At 65.2% G+C, this 18,608-nt stretch carries 15 protein-coding genes; 3 read left to right on the top strand and 12 right to left on the bottom strand.

Translation table 11 applies throughout. The annotated features are described in order from the left end of the window. Nucleotides 1-100 precede the first annotated feature (100 nt). Nucleotides 101-1,522, top strand: a complete 1,422-nt coding sequence (locus QQK95_RS25880; RefSeq protein ID WP_284277233.1) for a coniferyl aldehyde dehydrogenase — start codon at nt 101-103, stop codon at nt 1,520-1,522. Between the two features lie 180 nt (nt 1,523-1,702). Here the strand turns inward: QQK95_RS25880 and QQK95_RS25885 are convergent, their stop codons facing one another. The 3 genes from QQK95_RS25885 to uxaC are packed head-to-tail and all read right to left on the bottom strand — an operon-like array spanning nt 1,703 to nt 4,296. After that, complete coding sequence (locus tag QQK95_RS25885; protein WP_284277234.1) at nt 1,703-2,041, bottom strand: cupin domain-containing protein; 339 nt, start codon at nt 2,039-2,041, stop codon at nt 1,703-1,705. A gap of 10 nt (nt 2,042-2,051) precedes the next feature. Further along, nucleotides 2,052-2,828 carry a 2-dehydro-3-deoxy-D-gluconate 5-dehydrogenase KduD gene (gene kduD, locus QQK95_RS25890; RefSeq protein WP_284277235.1) on the bottom strand — a complete coding sequence of 259 codons (777 nt, stop codon included), beginning with the start codon at nt 2,826-2,828 and terminating at the stop codon, nt 2,052-2,054. Between the two features lie 58 nt (nt 2,829-2,886). Further along, on the bottom strand, nt 2,887-4,296 hold the full coding sequence (gene uxaC / locus QQK95_RS25895) for a glucuronate isomerase (RefSeq protein ID WP_284277236.1): 1,410 nt from the start codon (nt 4,294-4,296) through the stop codon (nt 2,887-2,889). Between the two features lie 138 nt (nt 4,297-4,434). On the opposite strand from uxaC, the gene QQK95_RS25900 reads away from it, so the two are divergent. Continuing rightward, nucleotides 4,435-5,952 (top strand): mannitol dehydrogenase family protein, encoded by a 1,518-nt coding sequence (locus QQK95_RS25900; RefSeq protein ID WP_284277237.1) that lies wholly within the window; start codon nt 4,435-4,437, stop codon nt 5,950-5,952. A 127-nt stretch (nt 5,953-6,079) separates the two neighbouring features. Here QQK95_RS25900 and QQK95_RS25905 read toward each other — a convergent pair whose 3' ends face one another. From QQK95_RS25905 to QQK95_RS25940, 8 genes are all read right to left on the bottom strand, one after another. Further along, on the bottom strand, nt 6,080-6,487 hold the full coding sequence (locus QQK95_RS25905; protein WP_095775824.1) for a F0F1 ATP synthase subunit epsilon: 408 nt from the start codon (nt 6,485-6,487) through the stop codon (nt 6,080-6,082). Between the two features lie 244 nt (nt 6,488-6,731). Continuing rightward, nucleotides 6,732-8,312, bottom strand: coding sequence for a F0F1 ATP synthase subunit beta (gene atpD / locus QQK95_RS25910; protein WP_284277238.1), 1,581 nt, complete (start codon nt 8,310-8,312; stop codon nt 6,732-6,734). A 70-nt stretch (nt 8,313-8,382) separates the two neighbouring features. After that, nucleotides 8,383-9,267, bottom strand: coding sequence for a F0F1 ATP synthase subunit gamma (locus tag QQK95_RS25915; RefSeq protein ID WP_010912153.1), 885 nt, complete (start codon nt 9,265-9,267; stop codon nt 8,383-8,385). A gap of 32 nt (nt 9,268-9,299) precedes the next feature. After that, nucleotides 9,300-10,829 (bottom strand): F0F1 ATP synthase subunit alpha, encoded by a 1,530-nt coding sequence (gene atpA, locus QQK95_RS25920; RefSeq protein WP_019861845.1) that lies wholly within the window; start codon nt 10,827-10,829, stop codon nt 9,300-9,302. Beyond that, complete coding sequence (locus tag QQK95_RS25925; RefSeq protein WP_284277239.1) at nt 10,829-11,389, bottom strand: F0F1 ATP synthase subunit delta; 561 nt, start codon at nt 11,387-11,389, stop codon at nt 10,829-10,831. The genes atpA and QQK95_RS25925 overlap by 1 nt, the downstream gene beginning before the upstream one ends. Nucleotides 11,390-11,635: 246 nt before the next feature. Then, nucleotides 11,636-12,031 carry an AGROH133_08824 family phage infection protein gene (locus QQK95_RS25930; RefSeq protein ID WP_064981315.1) on the bottom strand — a complete coding sequence of 132 codons (396 nt, stop codon included), beginning with the start codon at nt 12,029-12,031 and terminating at the stop codon, nt 11,636-11,638. A gap of 95 nt (nt 12,032-12,126) precedes the next feature. Further along, entirely contained in the window at nt 12,127-12,822 is a 696-nt protein-coding gene (locus QQK95_RS25935; RefSeq protein WP_284277240.1) for an aspartate/glutamate racemase family protein, read from the bottom strand. A 50-nt stretch (nt 12,823-12,872) separates the two neighbouring features. Continuing rightward, a complete protein-coding gene (locus tag QQK95_RS25940; RefSeq protein WP_284277241.1) occupies nt 12,873-15,056 on the bottom strand; it encodes a primosomal protein N' in 2,184 nt (727 codons plus the stop codon). A 90-nt stretch (nt 15,057-15,146) separates the two neighbouring features. Between QQK95_RS25940 and fsa the strand changes: the two genes are divergently transcribed. Then, nucleotides 15,147-15,803: a fructose-6-phosphate aldolase gene (fsa, locus tag QQK95_RS25945; protein ID WP_019861850.1), complete on the top strand. Its 657-nt coding sequence runs from the start codon at nt 15,147-15,149 to the stop codon at nt 15,801-15,803. An 85-nt stretch (nt 15,804-15,888) separates the two neighbouring features. Here the strand turns inward: fsa and QQK95_RS25950 are convergent, their stop codons facing one another. Beyond that, nucleotides 15,889-18,462 (bottom strand): DNA translocase FtsK, encoded by a 2,574-nt coding sequence (locus tag QQK95_RS25950; RefSeq protein WP_284277242.1) that lies wholly within the window; start codon nt 18,460-18,462, stop codon nt 15,889-15,891. Nucleotides 18,463-18,608: the final 146 nt, after the last annotated feature.

Below are 18,608 nucleotides of genomic sequence, written 5' to 3' on the forward strand. Positions count from 1 at the left end.
ACGATTGCCATGTGAGCCTCGCCTGCCCTTGCGGCACGTGCTCCCAGCTGGATTCGGGCTGGCTCTGATGTAAGCTGGACTCGAGCAAGGAGAGCGCGCGATGCTGCAAGTGAGACAAGATGTCCTCGGCGAGCGATTCCAGCTGCAGCGCACCGCTTTCGAGAAGCAGCCCTTTCCCGACATGGACGTTCGAAAGGACCGGCTGAAGCGCCTGCTGGCGCTGACCGAGCGGCACGAAGCCGACATTTGCGCCGCGATCGACGCAGACTTTGGCGGCCGCTCGGCGCATGAGACACGCCTTGCCGAACTGTTTGTCGTGCGCGCCGGCATCCGCCACACGATGTCTCATCTGAAAGGCTGGATGCGGGAGCGCCGTGTCGCCACCACCTTGCCGTTCCTGCCGGGCCGCAATCGCCTCGTCGCGCAGCCGCTTGGCGTGGTCGGCATCGTCTCGCCCTGGAATTACCCCTTCCAGCTTGCCGTCGCGCCGGTGACGGCGGCGCTCGCCGCCGGCAACCGCGTGCTGGTCAAGCCGTCCGAACTGACGCCAGCCTTCTCGGCACTGCTCGCCAGGCTGGCCGGCGAGCACTTCGCCCCGGATGAACTCAGCGTCATCACCGGCGATGCCGAGATGGGCAAGGCTTTCGTCTCGATGCCGTTCGATCATCTGCTGTTCACCGGTTCGACGGCGGTCGGCCGCCAGGTCGCGATCGCCGCCGCCGCCAACCTGACCCCGGTCACGCTCGAGCTCGGCGGCAAGTCGCCGGCGATCTTCGATCCTTCCTGCGATCTCGATGCGGCAACAGCCAGCGTCGCCTATGGCAAGCTGCTCAATGCCGGGCAGACCTGCATCGCGCCGGACTATCTGCTGGTGCCGAAGGGACAGGCCGGCGCGGTCGCAGCCAAGCTCGCAACCGCGGTGGCGCGGCTCTACCCGACGCTGCGCGACAATCCCGACTATACCGCCATCATCAGCGACCGGCATTTTCAGCGCCTGCGCGCCATGATCGCGGAAGCCCGCGATGCCGGTGCCGATGTCACCGAAATCAACCCGGCCGGCGAAGATCTCGGCGCCACGAGCCGCAAGCTTCTGCCGACCCTGGTCAGCAATGCCGGCCCGGATTTGCGGCTGATGCGCGAGGAGATTTTCGGCCCGGTGCTGCCGATCGTCGAATATGCCACCGTCGACGAGGCGATCAGCCATGTGAACCAGGCCGACCGGCCGCTGGCGCTCTACTGGTTCGGCAAGGACAGCGGCAATCGCCGGCGCATCCTGCGCGAGACCGTCGCCGGCGGCGTCACTGTCAACGACTGCATGCTGCATCTGGTGCAGGAGAACCAGCCTTTCGGCGGTGTCGGCGCCAGCGGCATGGGCGCCTATCATGGCGAATGGGGGTTCCGCACCTTCAGCAAGGAGAAGCCGGTTTTCCTGCAGTCGCGCCTGAGCGCCGGCGCCCTGCTGCGTCCACCCTACGGCAAGACGTTCGAGCGGCTTTTCGGCCTGCTTCAGAAGATCACCTGATCGAGCGCCGCGACCTCCGCGCGTTAAGTCTATATTCACCAAGATCCGGCAGGTTTTCCATCCTGCGGTGATGTTTCGAGTACCGCGGCGCGACAAGCGCCCAGGCAACAGACCCGCGCCTTTTCCAAGGGGCGCGGGTTTTCCGATTTCCGGGGTCCGTGAAGTCGGAGGCGAGCCGTCTCAGGCGAGGAAATCTGCGCGGTGCGGGGTAAAACTGTCGACCAGCCGCCCCGCCTCCAGCGCCTTGACGCCATGCACCAAGCCGGACGGCACGATGAAGCTGCCGCCGGCTTCGAGAATTTCCGTCCGCCCGTCGATGGTCACCTCGAAACGGCCTTCGGCGACATAGCTTGACTGGACATGCGGGTGCGAATGCAGGGCGCCGAGGCCGCCCTTGTCGAAGCCGAATTCGACCAGCATCAGCTCATCGGTGGAGAGGAGAACCCTCCGCCTGTTGCCGTCGGGCGTAGGCGTCCAGGCACTCTCGCCGGCATGCGCGAAGATCTTCGGTTCGAGCATCGTCCTCTCCTCATCGCGCCAGCCAGCCGCCATCCACCGGCACCGCCGCGCCATGCATATAGTCGGAAGCCCGTGCCAGCAGGAAGACGGCGGCATCGCCAATGTCCGACGGCTCGCCCCACCGCCCGGCCGGAATGCGCCCGAGAATGGCGGCGCTGCGGTCGGGGTCGGCCCGCAGCGCCCGCGTGTTGTTGGTCTCGACATAGCCCGGCGCGATGGCATTGACGTTGATGCCCTTGGCCGCCCATTCGCAGGCGAGCAGCCGGGTAATGCCGAGCACGCCATGCTTCGAGGCGGTGTAGGAGGCGACGCGGATGCCGCCCTGGAAACTCAGCACCGAGGCGATGTTGACGATCTTGCCCCGGCGGCCATCGGCAAGCGCGCGCCTGGCGAAGGACTGGCAGAGCAGAAAGACCGTCTTCAGATTGACGTCCATGACGTCGTCCCAGTCGGCCTCGGTCAGATCGACGGCATCGGCACGCCGGATGATCCCGGCATTGTTGACCAGTCCGTCGAGCGGCCCGCTTTCGTCCCACACCCGATCGAGCAGAGGTCCGGCGGCCGCCGTGTCGGCAAGGTCGGCGTTCACCGCTTCGAACCGGCCACCGAGGGCCGCGACCTTGGTCGCCGTATCGTCCATCGACGAGCGGCCGACGCCGATCACCACACCGCCGGCACGGGCGATCGAGAGGACAATGCCTTGGCCGATGCCGGTGTTGGCGCCGGTGACCAGGATGCGTTTGCCGGCCAAGCTGAAGGCGGAGAGATCGATGCCGGTATTGTTCATGTCCGCACCGTCAGCCTGTCTCGCTGATCCAACGGCCAAAGTCGTCGAGCCGCCGCCATCAAAGCCGGTACGCCTTCTTCGCCAGCGTATAGGCCAATTCCCGTGCCAGCTCATGCGCCTCGTCCTCGCGCAGCCGGTGCTCGGCGACGAGGCGCGCCAGGAAGGCGCAGTCGACCCGCCGCGCCACGTCGTGGCGAGCCGGGATCGAGGGAAAGGCACGGGTGTCGTCGTTGAAGCCGACGGTGTTATAGAAGCCGGCCGTCTCCGTCGTCATCTCGCGAAACCGGCGCATGCCTTCCGGGCTGTCGTGGAACCACCAGGCGGGGCCGAGCTTCAGCGCCGGGTAAACACCGGCCAGCGGCGCCAGCTCGCGCGCGTAGCTGCTCTCGTCGAGCGTGAAGAGGATCACAGTCAGGTCACGCTCCAGCCCGACGCAGTCGAGCAGCGGCTTCAGTGTCGTCACATAGTCGGTCCGCATCGGGATATCGAAGCCCTTGTCGCGGCCGAACCTCTGGAAAATGGAAGGCGAATGATTGCGCCAGGAACCGGGATGGATCTGCAGCACCAGCCCGTCATCCCGGCTCATCTTGGCCATCTCGGTCAGCATCTGGGCGCGGAACAGTTTGCGCTCGCGCTCATCCTCCGAGCCGCGGCGGATGCGGTTGAAGAGCTCCTGCGCCGCCGCGTCGGAGAGATTGGCGGTCTCGGCCGTCGGATGGCCATGATCCGACGAGGTCGCGCCAGAACTCTTGAAGAAGGCGCGCCGCTGGCGATGCGCGTCGAGATAACCGGCCCAACTGCCGGTGTCGCAGCCGGTGATCTCGCCAAGCCGGTCGAGATTGGCCGAAAAACCTTCGAAATCGGGATCGACGACCGCGTCCGGCCGATAGGCGGTGACGACACGACCCTCCCAGCCACTGTCGCGGATCATCTTGTGCCATCTGAGATCGTCGAGCGCGCCTTCGGTCGTGGCGATGACCTCGATGTTGAAGCGCTCGAACAAGGCGCGCGGTCGGAAATTCTCCCACTGCAGCACGGTCGCGATCGTGTCGTAGTGGCGGTCGGCCGTCGTTGCATCCAGCGGCTCTTCGATGCCGAACAGATGCGCCAGCACATGGTCGAACCACAACCGGGTCGGCGTGCCGCGAAACAGGTAGTAGTGCTCGGCAAAGCGCCGCCAGATCGTCCGGCCGTCGGTCTCCACCGGAGCGCCATCCAGGCTGGCCACGCCGAGATCCTCCAGCCGCACGCCCTGGCTGAACAGCATGCGGAAGATGTAGTGGTCGGGCACGATGAGCAGTTGCGCCGGATCCGGGAACGGCTCGTTCAGCGCATACCAGCGCGGATCGGTATGGCCGTGCGGGCTGACGATGGGTAGGTCCTTGATGCCGGCGTAGAGGTCGCGGGCAAGCGAGCGCGAATGCGCTTCGGGCGGAAACAGCAGGTCCGGATCGGTCAGCGCGACCATGGGGAAAGCGGCTCCTCCAGCCTGGATAGCGGTACGTTCGGGCCAAGGCGATGTCAATGTGCGTTGGCAAAGCGGCATCCTTGCGGCAGGCGCAAACAGGTGTTACGCCGCCTGTCATCCACAGCCCCCAGCCCCGGTATGCTGATGACCAGAAGCCATCTGTCCGACGCCACGCTACGCAAGCTGCCTGCCGGGACCAAGATCCCTGCATATGACCGCGGCCGCATTGCTCCAGGCATCGTGCATCTCGGCGTCGGCGCCTTCCATCGCGCCCATCAGGCCGCCTATGTCGACGAGTGCCTGGCAGCAGGCGAAACGGACTGGGGCATAACAGGCGTCTCCTTGCGCAGCCCCGACACGCGCGATGCGCTGTCGCCGCAGGACGGGCTCTACACGCTGGCGATCCGCAGCAGTGGCGAGGAGGAGCTGCGCGTCATCGGCTCTATCCAGTCGATGCTTGTGGCGCCGGAAGATCCCGGCGCGGTGCTGGCCGCACTGACCGATCCGCGCACCCGCATCGTCACGCTGACCATCACCGAAAAGGCCTATCTCCGGGCCGCGGGCGGCGGATTGGACGCCGCCCATCCCGACATCATCCACGATCTGGCCAATCCGCAGGCGCCGAAGACGGCGCATGGTTTCCTGGCCGAGGCGCTTGCCCGCAGACTGGCCGCCGGCACCCCGCCCTTCACCGTGCTGTGCTGCGACAACCTGCCGGCCAACGGCGCCACGCTGCATAGGCTGCTGACCGAATTCGCCGCGTTGCGCGATGCCAGGTCTGTCACCGCAGGCGACACTGGAATCACCGACCATATCGCGAATGGGGTCGCCTTCCCGTCGAGCATGGTCGACCGCATCGTGCCGGCAACCACCGACGCCGACCGGGCACGCGTCGCCGGCGAACTCGGTGTCGACGACGCCTGGCCCGTGATGACCGAGCCCTTCCGCCAATGGGTGGTCGAAGACAATTTTTCCGCCGGCCGGCCCGCCTGGGAAAAGTTCGGCGTCACCATGGTCGGCGATGTCGGCCCCTTCGAGGACATGAAGCTCAGGCTGCTCAACGGCGCGCATTCCGGCATCGCCTATCTCGGCCTGCTCAGCGGCCACGCCACCGTCGACCGCGCTTTCGCCGATCCGGCAATCCGTGAGTTCGTCGACGGGCTTTGGGAAGAGGCCATCCCGACGCTGCCGGCGGACGCCGGGCTCGACACGTCGGCCTATACGGCGGAACTTGCCGAGCGCTTCTCCAACACCGCGCTCGCACACCGCACGGCGCAGATCGCCAATGACGGCAGCCAGAAATTGCCGCAGCGCATCATCGCCGGCGCAATCGAGCGGATCCAGGCCGGCTTCCGGCCCGAGTGTCTGACGCTGGTGATCGCCGCCTGGATCGCGGCTTGCGAGGCACGCGGCAAGACCTTGCCGGACAATCACTTCACCGATCCGCTCGATACGGCGCTGGCCGCGCTCGGCGAGCGGCGGACGCTTGAAAGGGTCGCGGCGGTCTTCGATCTGGCCGGCTTCGCCAAGGGCAGTCCGGAGCGCCAGACGCTCATCGAACTGGTCGCCGCCCATCGTGTCCATATTCGCCAGGGCGGAGCAGCTCTCGCGCTGTCGGCGCTCGGCATACTCCCGGCAATTCCAGGAAAAACCTGAAACGGCTTTTGGTTGGCAATTGCCTGAGGAACCTTAGCGCATTGCCTCTCTCGTGAAGCGTGAGCCATTCCAAACAAAAAAGCGAGGCAAGGGCCCCGCTTTTTCACCAAGTCATCTGGTGCGGATCTCAGGCTGGCAGAATCGCGCCTTCCAGCGTGGTCAGCTGGCTGAGGAACTGCTCGGCCTTGCTGCGCGCCTGGTCGTCCTTGGCGTCGGCTGCGTCTTCCTTGGCTTCCTGGATGCGGCGGGCGAGATCGGCCCGGTCGACATCCTTGACCGCGACAGCCGATTCCGCCAGCAGCGTGCAACCGGCCGGAACGATGTCGGCGAAGCCGCCGAACACGACATAGCGTTCTTCGCCGCCCGAGGCGGTCTTCACCGTGACGACACCCGGCTTGATCGTGGTCATGACCGGTGCATGATGCGCCATCACGGTCATCTCGCCTTCGGCGCCGGGGATGACGACGGATTCGACCTCGGCGGAAACCAGCAGGCGCTCCGGCGAGACCAGTTCGAATTTGAAAGCTTCAGCCATTATCGTATCCGTTCAACCCATTCGGGCGGCACCCACGCAAAATGTATGGTTGCCGATTGGCTCAGAGCGTTGGAGATCTCCAACTGACCGAGTTTCTCGTGCCACTCCCCTACAGTCCACTCTCGACCGATGAGGGTGTTTAGCTCCGCGACGTCCTCTTCCGAAAACCCAGAAAGAAATTCATCGCTGAGCCGAAGTAACCGGACCCGATCACCTTGAGCGTAATCGGGTCCGCTGTCTTTCATCAGGCCGCTTCGGCTGCCAGGCGCTGTGCCTTCTCGACCGCTTCCTCGATGCCGCCGACCATGTAGAAGGCGGCTTCCGGCAGGTGATCGTAGTCGCCGTTGCAGAGGCCCTTGAAGCCCTTGATGGTGTCGGCGAGGTCGACGAGCTTGCCCGGCGCGCCGGTGAACACTTCGGCGACGAAGAAGGGCTGCGACAGGAAGCGCTCGATCTTACGGGCGCGGGCAACCGTCTGCTTGTCCTCTTCCGACAGCTCGTCCATGCCCAGGATGGCGATGATGTCCTGCAGCGACTTGTAGCGCTGGAGGATCGACTGCACCTGGCGGGCAACCGCATAGTGCTCTTCGCCGACAACCATCGGGTCGAGCATGCGCGAGGTCGAATCCAGCGGATCGACCGCCGGATAGATGCCCTTTTCGGCGATGGCGCGGTTCAGCGTCGTCGTCGCGTCAAGGTGGGCGAACGAGGTCGCCGGCGCCGGATCGGTCAAGTCGTCGGCGGGCACATAGATGGCCTGCACCGAAGTGATCGAACCCTTGGTGGTGGTGGTGATGCGTTCCTGCAGCGCGCCCATGTCGGTGGCGAGCGTCGGCTGATAGCCCACGGCCGACGGGATACGGCCGAGCAGAGCCGACACTTCCGAACCCGCCTGCGTGAAGCGGAAGATGTTGTCGACGAAGAACAGCACGTCCTGGCCCTGGTCGCGGAAATATTCAGCGACCGTCAGGCCGGTCAGGCCGACGCGGGCGCGCGCGCCCGGCGGTTCGTTCATCTGGCCGTACACGAGGGCCGCCTTGGAGCCTTCGCCGCCGCCCTTCTTGTTGACGCCGGATTCGATGAACTCGTGATAGAGATCGTTGCCCTCGCGGGTGCGCTCGCCGACGCCGGCGAACACCGAATAGCCGCCGTGCGCCTTGGCGATGTTGTTGATCAGTTCCTGGATCAGCACGGTCTTGCCGACGCCGGCGCCGCCGAACAGGCCGATCTTGCCGCCCTTGGCGTAAGGTGCCAAGAGGTCGAGCACCTTGATGCCGGTGATCAGGATCTGCGCTTCGGTCGACTGCTCGACATAGGTCGGAGCCGGCTGGTGGATGGAGCGCATCTCGATCGCGTCGACCGGGCCTTCTTCGTCGACCGGCTCGCCAATGACGTTGATGATGCGGCCGAGCATGCCCGGGCCGACCGGCACGGTGATCGGCGCGCCGGTGTCGCGCACTTCCTGGCCGCGCACCAGACCTTCGGTGGAGTCCATGGCGATGCAGCGCACGGTGTTTTCACCGAGATGCTGGGCGACTTCGAGCACAAGGCGATTGCCGACATTGGTGGTCTCGAGCGCGTTCAGGATCGCCGGCAGGTGATCGCCGAACTGCACGTCGACGACGGCGCCGATGACCTGGCGGACCTTGCCGACAACGCCCGTCGCCTTGGCGGCCACGGCCGAAGTCTTGGCGGCTGAGGCCTTGGCCGGCGCTGCCGCCGTCTTTGCCGGGGCTGCCTTCGCGGCGGCTGCCGGGGCCTTGGCCGCCTTTGCGGGGGCTGCGGCCTTGGGGGCCGCCGTCTTGGGGGTCGCTGCTTTCGCCATCGTCTTTACCCTTTTTCGTCCTTTGTTTCTCACGCGGTCCTGGAGCGGGCCGATGGCCCGCGAACCGCGCCTAGAGCGCTTCGGCGCCCGAAATGATTTCGATCAGTTCCTTGGTGATCTGCGCCTGCCGCTGGCGGTTGTAGGTGATCGACAGCTTGTTGATCATCTCGCCGGCGTTGCGCGTTGCATTGTCCATGGCGCTCATCTTGGCGCCCATCTCGCCGGCCGCGTTTTCGAGCAGCGCCCGGAAAACCTGCACGGAAATGTTGCGCGGGATGAGGTCGGAGAGGATTTCGCCCGGCTCCGGTTCGTACTCGTAGACGGCATTGCCGCCATCCACCGCCGCGGCGGGAGCCGAAGCGACACCGGCGGGAATGATCTGCTGGGCCGTCGGGACCTGGCTGATCACCGACTTGAACTGCGAATAGAACAGCGTGCAGATGTCGAAGGCGCCCTCGTTGAAGAGGTGGATGACCTTCTTGGCGATCGCGTCGGCATTGACGAAGCCGAGCGTCTTGACCTCACGCAGGTCGACGCGGTCGAGGATCATCGAGGCATAGTCGCGGCGCAGGATATCGAAGCCCTTCTTGCCGACGCAGATGATCTTGACCTGCTTGCCGTCGGCCAGAAGCCGCCGGATGTGATCGCGGGCAAGACGGGCGATCTGCGAATTGAAGCCGCCGCACAGGCCGCGCTCGGCCGTGCAGACGACGAGCAGATGCACGTTGTCCTTGCCGGTGCCGGTCATCAGCGCCGGGGCATCGCCGCCGCCACCGATTGCCTGGGTGATGTTGGCCAGCACGGAACCCATGCGCTCCGAATAGGGGCGCGCCGCTTCCGCTGCCTCTTGCGCACGGCGCAGCTTCGCCGCGGCGACCATCTGCATCGCCTTGGTGATCTTCTGCGTCGCCTTGACCGAGGCGATACGGTTACGAAGGTCTTTTAATGAAGGCATGCTTCAAACCTGATCCCGTCTTGTCGCTTCGCTCAGGCGAAGGTCTTGGCGAAAGCGTCGATCTCTGCCTTCAGCTTGGCGCGCAGATCGTCCGACAGCGCCTTTTCCTTGCGGATGGCGTCGAGAACGTCCTTGCCCGCCGCACGCATATGGCTGAGCAGGCCGTGCTCGAACTTGCCGACCTGGTTGACCGGCAGCTTGTCGAGATAGCCGTTGACGCCGGCGAAGATCACCGCCACCTGCTCTTCCGTCTTCAGCGGCGAGAACTGCGGCTGCTTCAGGAGTTCGGTCAGGCGCGATCCGCGGTTGAGCAGGCGCTGCGTGGCGGCGTCGAGATCCGAGCCGAACTGCGCGAAGGCCGCCATTTCGCGGTACTGCGCGAGCTCGCCCTTGATCGAGCCGGCAACCTGCTTCATCGCCTTGATCTGCGCCGAGGAACCGACGCGCGACACCGACAGGCCGACGTTGACGGCCGGACGGATGCCCTGGAAGAACAGGTTGGTTTCGAGGAAGATCTGGCCGTCGGTGATCGAGATCACGTTGGTCGGGATGTAGGCCGACACGTCGTTGGCCTGGGTTTCGATGACAGGCAGAGCCGTCAGCGAGCCATTGCCCAGATCGTCATTGAGCTTGGCGGCGCGCTCGAGCAGGCGCGAGTGCAGATAGAAGACGTCGCCAGGATAGGCTTCGCGACCCGGCGGGCGGCGCAGGAGCAGCGACATCTGGCGATAGGCGACGGCCTGCTTCGACAGATCGTCGTAGCTGATCAGCGCATGCATGCCGTTGTCGCGGAAATACTCGCCCATGGTGCAGCCGGCGAACGGTGCCAGGAACTGCATCGGCGCCGGATCGGACGCGGTGGCGGCGACGATGATCGAATATTCGAGCGCGCCGCGCTCTTCCAGCACCTTGACGAACTGCGCGACGGTCGAGCGCTTCTGGCCGACGGCGACGTAGACGCAGTAGAGCTTTTCCTTCTCGGGGCCGTTGTCGTGCACCGATTTCTGGTTGAGCATCGTGTCGAGGATGATGGCGGTCTTGCCGGTCTGGCGATCGCCGATGACCAGCTCGCGCTGGCCGCGGCCGACCGGGATCAGAGCATCGATGGCCTTGAGGCCGGTCGACATCGGCTCATGCACCGACTTGCGCGGGATGATGCCGGGCGCCTTGACGTCGACGCGCTTGCGTTCGGTCGCCTTGATCGGGCCCTTGCCGTCGATCGGGTTGCCGAGCGCGTCGACGACGCGGCCGAGCAGGCCCGGACCGACCGGAACGTCGACGATGGCGCCGGTGCGCTTGACGGTGTCGCCTTCCTTGATGTCGCGGTCGGCGCCGAAGATGACGACGCCGACATTGTCGGCTTCGAGGTTGAGCGCCATGCCGCGGATGCCGCCGGGGAATTCGACCATCTCGCCGGCCTGGACGTTGTCGAGACCGTAGACGCGGGCGATACCGTCACCGACGGACAGCACCTGTCCGACTTCGGAGACCTCGGCCTCCTTGCCGAAATTCTTGATCTGGTCTTTCAGAATTGCGGAAATTTCCGCGGCGCGGATGTCCATCAGCCGACCTCTTTCAGTGCAAGCTTGAGCGAATTGAGTTTGGTTTTGAGCGACGTATCGATCTGGCGCGAGCCCATCTTGACCACCAGCCCGCCAAGCAGCGACGGATCGACGGTGACGGAGATGGCCACGTCCTTGCCGGCAACGCTTTTCAGCGCCGCCTTGAGTTCGGTCTGCTGGGCAGCCGTCAGCTCGTGAGCCGACGTCACTTCAGCAGCGGTCTCGCCACGGTGTTCGGCGGCGATCTGGCGGAACGCCTTGATCATGCCGGGCACGGCGAACAGGCGGCGATTGCGGGCGACGACGCGCAGGAAATTACCCGTGAGGCCGGCGATCTTGGCCTTGTCGGCGATCGCCGCGATGGCCTTGGCCTGCTCCTCGCTGGAGAACACCGGGCTGTTGATCAGCCGGGTCAGGTCGGAACTGCCCGCGAGCATCGCCTCGAAACTGTTGAGGTCGGACTCGACCTTGGCCACGGAATTTGTCTGCAGGGCGAGTTCGAACAGCGAACCCGCATAGCGTTCTGCGACACCTGAGATTGGCGATGACGATTGGGCCACGGACCGTCTTTTCTCTTGTCTGACAGGCCGCAGATTGTTGGCGCGAGCAAAAACTCTGGCTAAATCTTTGACCTTACTGCATTTTTTCAAGCACGGAGGCGCGGCTTCCGCTATCCCCGGCCGAAAGTCGATTGCCGTCTAGCACAGGCATTTTAAGACCGCAATGCGTCGTTCCGCATGCTTTTCAGGCACTATTGTCGCATCCGGCGAAAGACTCGCGCCTTATGCGCCGGAATAGCCTTGGATTCAGGGCACAAAGCCGAAGGCAAAGGCGAGCGGCAACGCCGCCAGGACCAATTCCACCACAATGGAAACCCAATTGAAAGGTGTGTTGGCGCCATCCGACATCATAGACAGCAGCCGGCCGAACGCGGTGAACAGCCAGGAGAAGCCGAGCGCCATGTAAACCAGCGGCTGCGCCAGCAGGATGCAGCACAGGCCGACGCCGAGATAAAAGCCCGACATCCGGCCGCGCCCCTCGGCGATCGCCGCCGCCTTCTCCGGTTTCGCCTGCAGGCGCAGGATGCGGAAGGCCAGGCTAGGCGCCAGGAAGAATAGAAGCCCGAGGAGCACGGTGAAGACGGCGCTCGACCAGGCCAGCCATTCGCCTTGGCTCGTCGGCCACGGAAGCGCAAAATCCATCTTGTCCCCTTGAAATGCCTGTTTTGCAATTCCGGGCATTCTAGCCGAGGAAAACCGCCGCGCCAGATGGCGCGCCACACTTTAGGAGCGGCGCATCAGCTGAGCGCGAATTCCACCGCCGCCTCGGCATGGATGCGTGTCGTGTCGAAAACCGGAATGTCGAAATCGTCCTGTCCGATCAGCATGGTGATCTCGGTGCAGCCCATGATGATGCTGTCGGCGGCCTCTTCGCGGCGCAGGCGTTCGGCCTCTTCGATATAAGCCGCCTTCGAGGCTTGGGTGACGATGCCCTGGCACAACTCGTCATAGATGACGCGATGCACCATGTCCCGCCCCGCCGCATCGGGCACGACAGGCCGCAGGCCGTATTTGTCGGCGAGGCGGCCCTTGTAGAAATCCTGCTCCATGGTGAAGCGCGTCGCCAGCAGCGCCGGGCGCTGCATGCCGGCGCGCTTGACCGCCGCCGCCGTGGCATCGGCGATGTGGATCAGCGGGATCGACACCGACGCCTGCACCTGGTCGGCCAGTCTGTGCATGGTGTTGGTGCACAACAGCAGCCCTTGCGCGCCTCCCGCCTCCAGCTTGCGCGCCGCTTCGACCAGAAGCACGCCGGCGCCGTCCCAGTCGCCTTGATGCTGCCGCTCGGCGATCTCGGCGAAATCGAACGACCACATCAGCAGTTTCGCCGAATGCAGCCCGCCGAGACGCTCGCGGACGATCTCGTTGAGCAGGCGATAGTAGATGGCGGTCGATTCCCAGCTCATGCCGCCGAGCAGGCCAAGGGTTTTCATGTGATCTTCCGTTTCTCGCTGGCCGGCAGCCTATCGCCGATATGGTGACCTTACAAAAAGCTCTGCGGGTCGATGTCGACCTGCACCCGGACCGAGCCGCGCTGCTTCGGCCCATTGGCCAGCATGGCGCGGATAAAACCCTGCATGTCGGCGCGCCGTTCGCCCTGGATCAGCAGGCGGAAGCGGTGGCGGCCGCCGAGCAGGGACAGCGGCGCCTCCGCCGGCCCCAGCACAAACAGGTCTGCGGATTCTGGCGCGGCGCGGCGCAGGCCGCGTGCATGGCCTTCCGCTTCCGCTCGCGTCACGGCACTGACGATGACGCCGGCCAGCCGGCCAAACGGCGGCAGTGCCGCCCGTTCGCGCTCGGCGATCTCGCGCTCGTAAAAGGCCTCGGCATCGCCCGAGACGATCGCCCGCATCACCGGATGGTCGGGCTGGAAAGTCTGCAGCAGGCCGAGGCTCTTCTTGCCGGTACGGCCGGCGCGGCCGGTCACCTGGCTGAGCAGTTGGAAGGTGCGCTCGGCGGCGCGCGGATCGCCATTGGCAAGGCCAAGATCGGCATCGACGACGCCGACCAGCGTCATGTTGGGAAAATTGTGTCCCTTGGCGACGAGTTGCGTGCCGATGACGATGTCGGCCTCGCCATCGGCGATCGCCTCCAGTTCCAGCCGCAGCCGCCGCACCCCGCCCATCAGGTCGGATGACAAGACGATGGTGCGCGCATCGGGAAAATGCGTGACGACCTCCTCGGCGATGCGTTCTACGCCCGGGCCGCAGGCGACCAGATGGTCGAGCGTGCCGCATTCCGGGCAGGCTTCGGGGCGGCGCTCATTGTGCCCGCAATGATGGCAGACCAGCTGGCCGCGAAAGCGATGCTCGACCAGCCAGGCCGAACAGACCGGGCAGCCGAAACGGTGGCCGCAGACCCGGCACAGCGTCAGCGGCGCATAGCCGCGCCGGTTGAGGAACAGCAGCGACTGTTCCTTCTTCTCCAGCGTCTTGCGCATATGGTCGATCAGCACCGGCGACAGGAAGCCGCCACGCGCCGGTGGCGCGCGCCGCATGTCGATCGACCGTAACTGAGGCAGCGCCGCCTCGGCGAAGCGGGCGGAGAGGATGGCTCTGTTGTATTTGCCCTGCAGGGCGTTGACACGGCTCTCGACCGATGGCGTCGCAGACGCCAGCACCACCGGGAAGCCGCCAATATGGCCGCGCACCACGGCCATGTCGCGCGCATTGTAGAAGACACGGTCTTCCTGCTTGTAGGCAGGGTCGTGCTCCTCGTCGACGACGATCAGGCCAAGCTCCTTGAACGGCAGGAACAGGGCCGAGCGCGCGCCGGCGACGACGCGCACCGTGCCTTCGGCCACTTGCCGCCAGACTTTTTCGCGCATCCTGGGCGGCAGGTCGGAATGCCATTCGCCCGGCTTGGCGCCGAAGCGCTGCTGGAAGCGTTCGAGGAAAGCGTGGGTCAGCGCGATTTCCGGCAAAAGGATCAGCACCTGCTTGCCCCGGTCGAGCGCGGCCGCCACCGCCTCGAAATAGACCTCCGTCTTGCCGGACCCGGTGACGCCGTCGAGCAGCGCGACATTGAAGACGCCGGCCGCGACATTGGCGCGCAGCATCGATGCGGCGTCGTTCTGGTCCGGCATCAATTCGGGCACGGCATAGCTCGGGTCAGGTGCTGCCACGACCGGGCGCGGCGGGATCATAACCGTCTCGAAGACGCCTTGCGCCTTCAGCCCCTCGATCACCGTCGACGAAACGCCTGCTGCATGCGCCAGGCCGGATCGCGTCCAGGCCAGCCCACCCTCGGCGGTCTCCAGCACGCGCGCCCGCGCATCCGTCATCCGGTCGGGAACGATAAGCGTGCGCTGCAGTCCCTCGATCCAGGGTTCCGGGTCGAAGGCCTCCGGCGCTCTGAGCAGCATGCGCGCCACCATACCAGGCGCCGACAGCGTGTATTGCGCCACCCAGTCGACGAAACGGCGCATTGAACGATCGATCGGCGGGCAGTCGAAAACCTGTTCGATCGGACGCAGTTTTCTCGCGTCGACGGTCTCGACCGCGCCATCCCAGACGATGCCGGCGACCTGGCGCGGCCCGAGCGGCACGCGCACGATCGACCCCGGCACGACGCGCATGCCGGCCGGCACGGCATAGGTGTAGGGGCGTTCGGCAGGCATCGGCACCAGCACCGGCGCGGCTGCGACAAAGGGCGAATCTTCGATCATGAGGCGTGACCTTGCCCCGACTTTGGTCTAGATCAAAGAGCAACGCTGAACGTGCCTTCCCAAGCACGACGAAATCGTCAGGAGACCGCCATGAAATTTTTTGTCGACACCGCCGACATCAAGGATATCCGTGAGCTGAATGATCTGGGGCTGCTCGACGGCGTCACCACGAATCCGTCGCTGATTCTCAAATCCGGCGGCAAGATCGCCGACGTCACCAAGCAGATCTGCGATATCGTCGCCGGCCCGGTCTCGGCCGAAGTCGTGGCGACCGAATACAAGGACATGATGGCGGAGGCCGAGGTGCTGGCCAAGATCGCCCCCAATGTCTGCATCAAGGTGCCGCTGACGCTGGACGGCCTGAAGGCCTGCAAGACGATCCGCACCCAGATGAACCGCATGGTCAACGTCACGCTGTGCTTCTCGGCCAACCAGGCGCTGCTCGCCGCCAAGGCCGGCGCCTCGTTCATCTCGCCCTTCGTCGGCCGCATCGACGACACCGGCTCGGACGGCATGGAGCTGATCCAGGAGATCCGCCAGATCTACGACAATTACGATTTCCAGACCGAGATCCTGACCGCTTCGGTGCGCACGGTGAACCACGTCAAGCAGGCCGCCCTGATCGGCGCCGACGTCATCACCGCGCCGCCGGCGACGCTGAAGGCGCTGGTCAAGCACCCGCTGACCGACAAGGGCCTGGAACAGTTCCTTGCCGACTGGGCCAAGACCGGCCAGAAGATCGGCTGAGATCTTTCTGCTTCAAAGAAAAAAGGCCGGGCAACCGGCCTTTTTTCTTATTCCGAAGAAGCCCGATCGCCGAAAGCGCCGCCGATCATTCCGCGCTGTCATCGTCAGGCGCGGCTGCCTGCGGGCGCCGGCCCATGATGATCTCGCGCTTGCCGACATGGTTGGGCGCGCCGACCAGGCCTTCCTTCTCCATGCGCTCGACCAGGGAAGCGGCGCGGTTGTAGCCGATGCCGAGCCGGCGTTGGATGTAGGACGTCGAACACTTCTTGTCGCGCACCACAACCTTGACCGCTTCCTCATAGCTGGAATCGCCGTCCTCGGCGGCGACCGATCCCTTGTCGAAGACCGCGCCCTGGTCGTCGTCGACCTCTTCCTCGTCCTCGTCGGCGGTCACGGTTTCCAGATATTCCGGGCGGCCCTGCGCCTTCAGATGCGCCACGACATGTTCGACCTCGGCGTCGGAAACGAAGGGGCCGTGCACGCGTGAAATGCGCCCGCCGCCCATCATGTGCAGCATGTCGCCCTGGCCGAGCAGCTGCTCGGCGCCCTGCTCGCCCAGGATGGTGCGGCTGTCGATCTTGGAGGTGACCTGGAAGGATATGCGGGTCGGGAAGTTGGCCTTGATCGTGCCAGTGATGACATCGACCGAGGGGCGCTGCGTGGCCATGATCAGATGGATGCCGGCGGCGCGCGCCATCTGCGCCAGGCGCTGGATGGCGCCTTCGATCTCCTTGCCGGCGACCATCATCAGGTCGGCCATCTCGTCGACGATGACGACGATGTAGGGCATCGGCGCAAGATCGATTTCCTGCTGCTCGAACAGCGGCTCGCCGGTGCCCTTTTCGAAGCCGGTCTGCACCGTCATGACGACCGCCTCGCCCTTGTCGCGGGCCTGGGCGGCGCGCTCATTGTAGCCGTCGATGTTGCGCACGCCGAGCCGCGCCATCTTGCGATAGCGGTCCTCCATCTCGCGCACTGCCCATTTGAGCGCCGTGACGGCCTTCTTGGGATCGGTGACGACGGGCGTCAGAAGATGCGGGATGCCGTCATAGACGGAGAGTTCCAGCATCTTCGGATCGACCATGATCAGCCGGCATTCTTCCGGCTTCAGCCGGTAGAGCAGCGACAGGATCATGGTGTTGATGGCGACCGACTTGCCGGAGCCGGTGGTGCCGGCGACCAACAGATGCGGCATCTTCGCCAGTTCGGCGATGACAGGCTCGCCGCCGATCGTCTTGCCGAGGCAAAGCGCCAGCTTGCAGCTGGTCTTGCGGAAACCCTGCGATTCGATCAGCTCGCGGAAATACACGGTCTCGCGCGTCTCGTTCGGCAGCTCGATGCCGATGACGTTGCGGCCGGGCACGACGGCGACGCGCGCCGAAATCGCCGACATGGAGCGGGCGATGTCGTCGGCGAGGCCGATGACGCGGGACGATTTGACGCCCGGCGCCGGCTCGAACTCATAAAGGGTGACGACCGGGCCCGGGCGAACATGGATGATCTCGCCCTTGACGCCGAAATCCTCCAGCACGCTTTCCAGCAGATCGGCATTCTGCTCGAGCCGCTCCTGCGACATGTAGAAACCCTGCCCTTCCGGCGGCTGCTGCAGCAGCTCTTCCGAGGGAAGTTCGTACGCCTCGCCGGTCGTGGCCGGCACGATCTTGCCGACCATTGGCAGCGGCGAAGAGGCGCGCGGGGCCGGAAGCTGAACGGTCTCCTCCGCGACCTGCGCCGGAGCGGAATTGCCTGCGGCGGCAGGGGCTGCAACCCGCTCCCGGGCTCGTTGCGGCACACTTGCCGCCGCCGGCTGAACTACGGCTTCGTTGGAGTTGGCCGGCCGGACATCCGGCAAAGCGGCGGGAGCCTGCTGACCTGGAAGGCAGTCGATCACGCGGAACAACGCGGTCGGGTCGGCCGTGGGCGCGGCGCGGACATCGACCCGTCCGACGGCAACCGGCGGGGCGGCGCGCGGAACCGGAACGGCTCGCGACGCGGGCGAAGAACCTTCGATCATGTAAGGCGCCATGAGCTCGAAGAAGACGTGATCCGACAGATAGGGCCAGCGGACAGTTTCGCGGTCTGTTGTCCTGACCCGCGCCGCCATTGCCTGGGCAGGCGCGGCCGGCGCCGATGCATGTGCTGTCGCTGCGGTCCTCGGACCGGCCGTCACGACAGTCCGCGCCTTTTCGCCGGCATGCCTTGGCGGAACAGGTGCCGAGGCGGGTGATCGTTCATGCGTCACGGCCTTGTTGCCGGCGGGCGGCCGGGCGGCTTCCAAAGCAGCGTTCCGGCTTTTCATCGCCGCCGCCAACGACGAGGACGGGACCACGGACGACGGTGCTGTCGCGGCAGGCTGTGCGACGGCTTGCCGCGCCGGCTGTTCATCCTGCTCGGAGGTGACCGGGCGCGGATGGCGCGTGCTGGCTTCGTAGTCCGGCGTGCGGGTAAACCGCACATTGGGTGCCAGGAAAAAATACTCCTGCCAGGCGGGGCTTTCGTTGCCGCCGAGATCGACAGGCTGCGGCAAATTGCCGGCCCCGGCCGCGCTGGACTGCTGGCCATCCACCTTGCCACTCATGCCATTGAAACGCTTTCCCTCGGGGTCATCGGGCGAAGCTGGCTTCAATGAATTGACCCGAGGAAAACGCTTGGATTCCATTCTCAAGACTCACTCTGAAATGTCTGCTGAGACATAGGGAGCGAGTGGTTAACAGTTGCTTCCCGTCAGCGTTTTGGAGCGGCCGAAAAATATCTTTCGCGGCGATGGCGCGCGAGCCGGATTCGAGCCGATGATCGTCACCCCAC

It is taken from the genome of Mesorhizobium huakuii (assembly GCF_030160235.1).
GTDB classification, from domain to species: domain Bacteria; phylum Pseudomonadota; class Alphaproteobacteria; order Rhizobiales; family Rhizobiaceae; genus Mesorhizobium; species Mesorhizobium huakuii.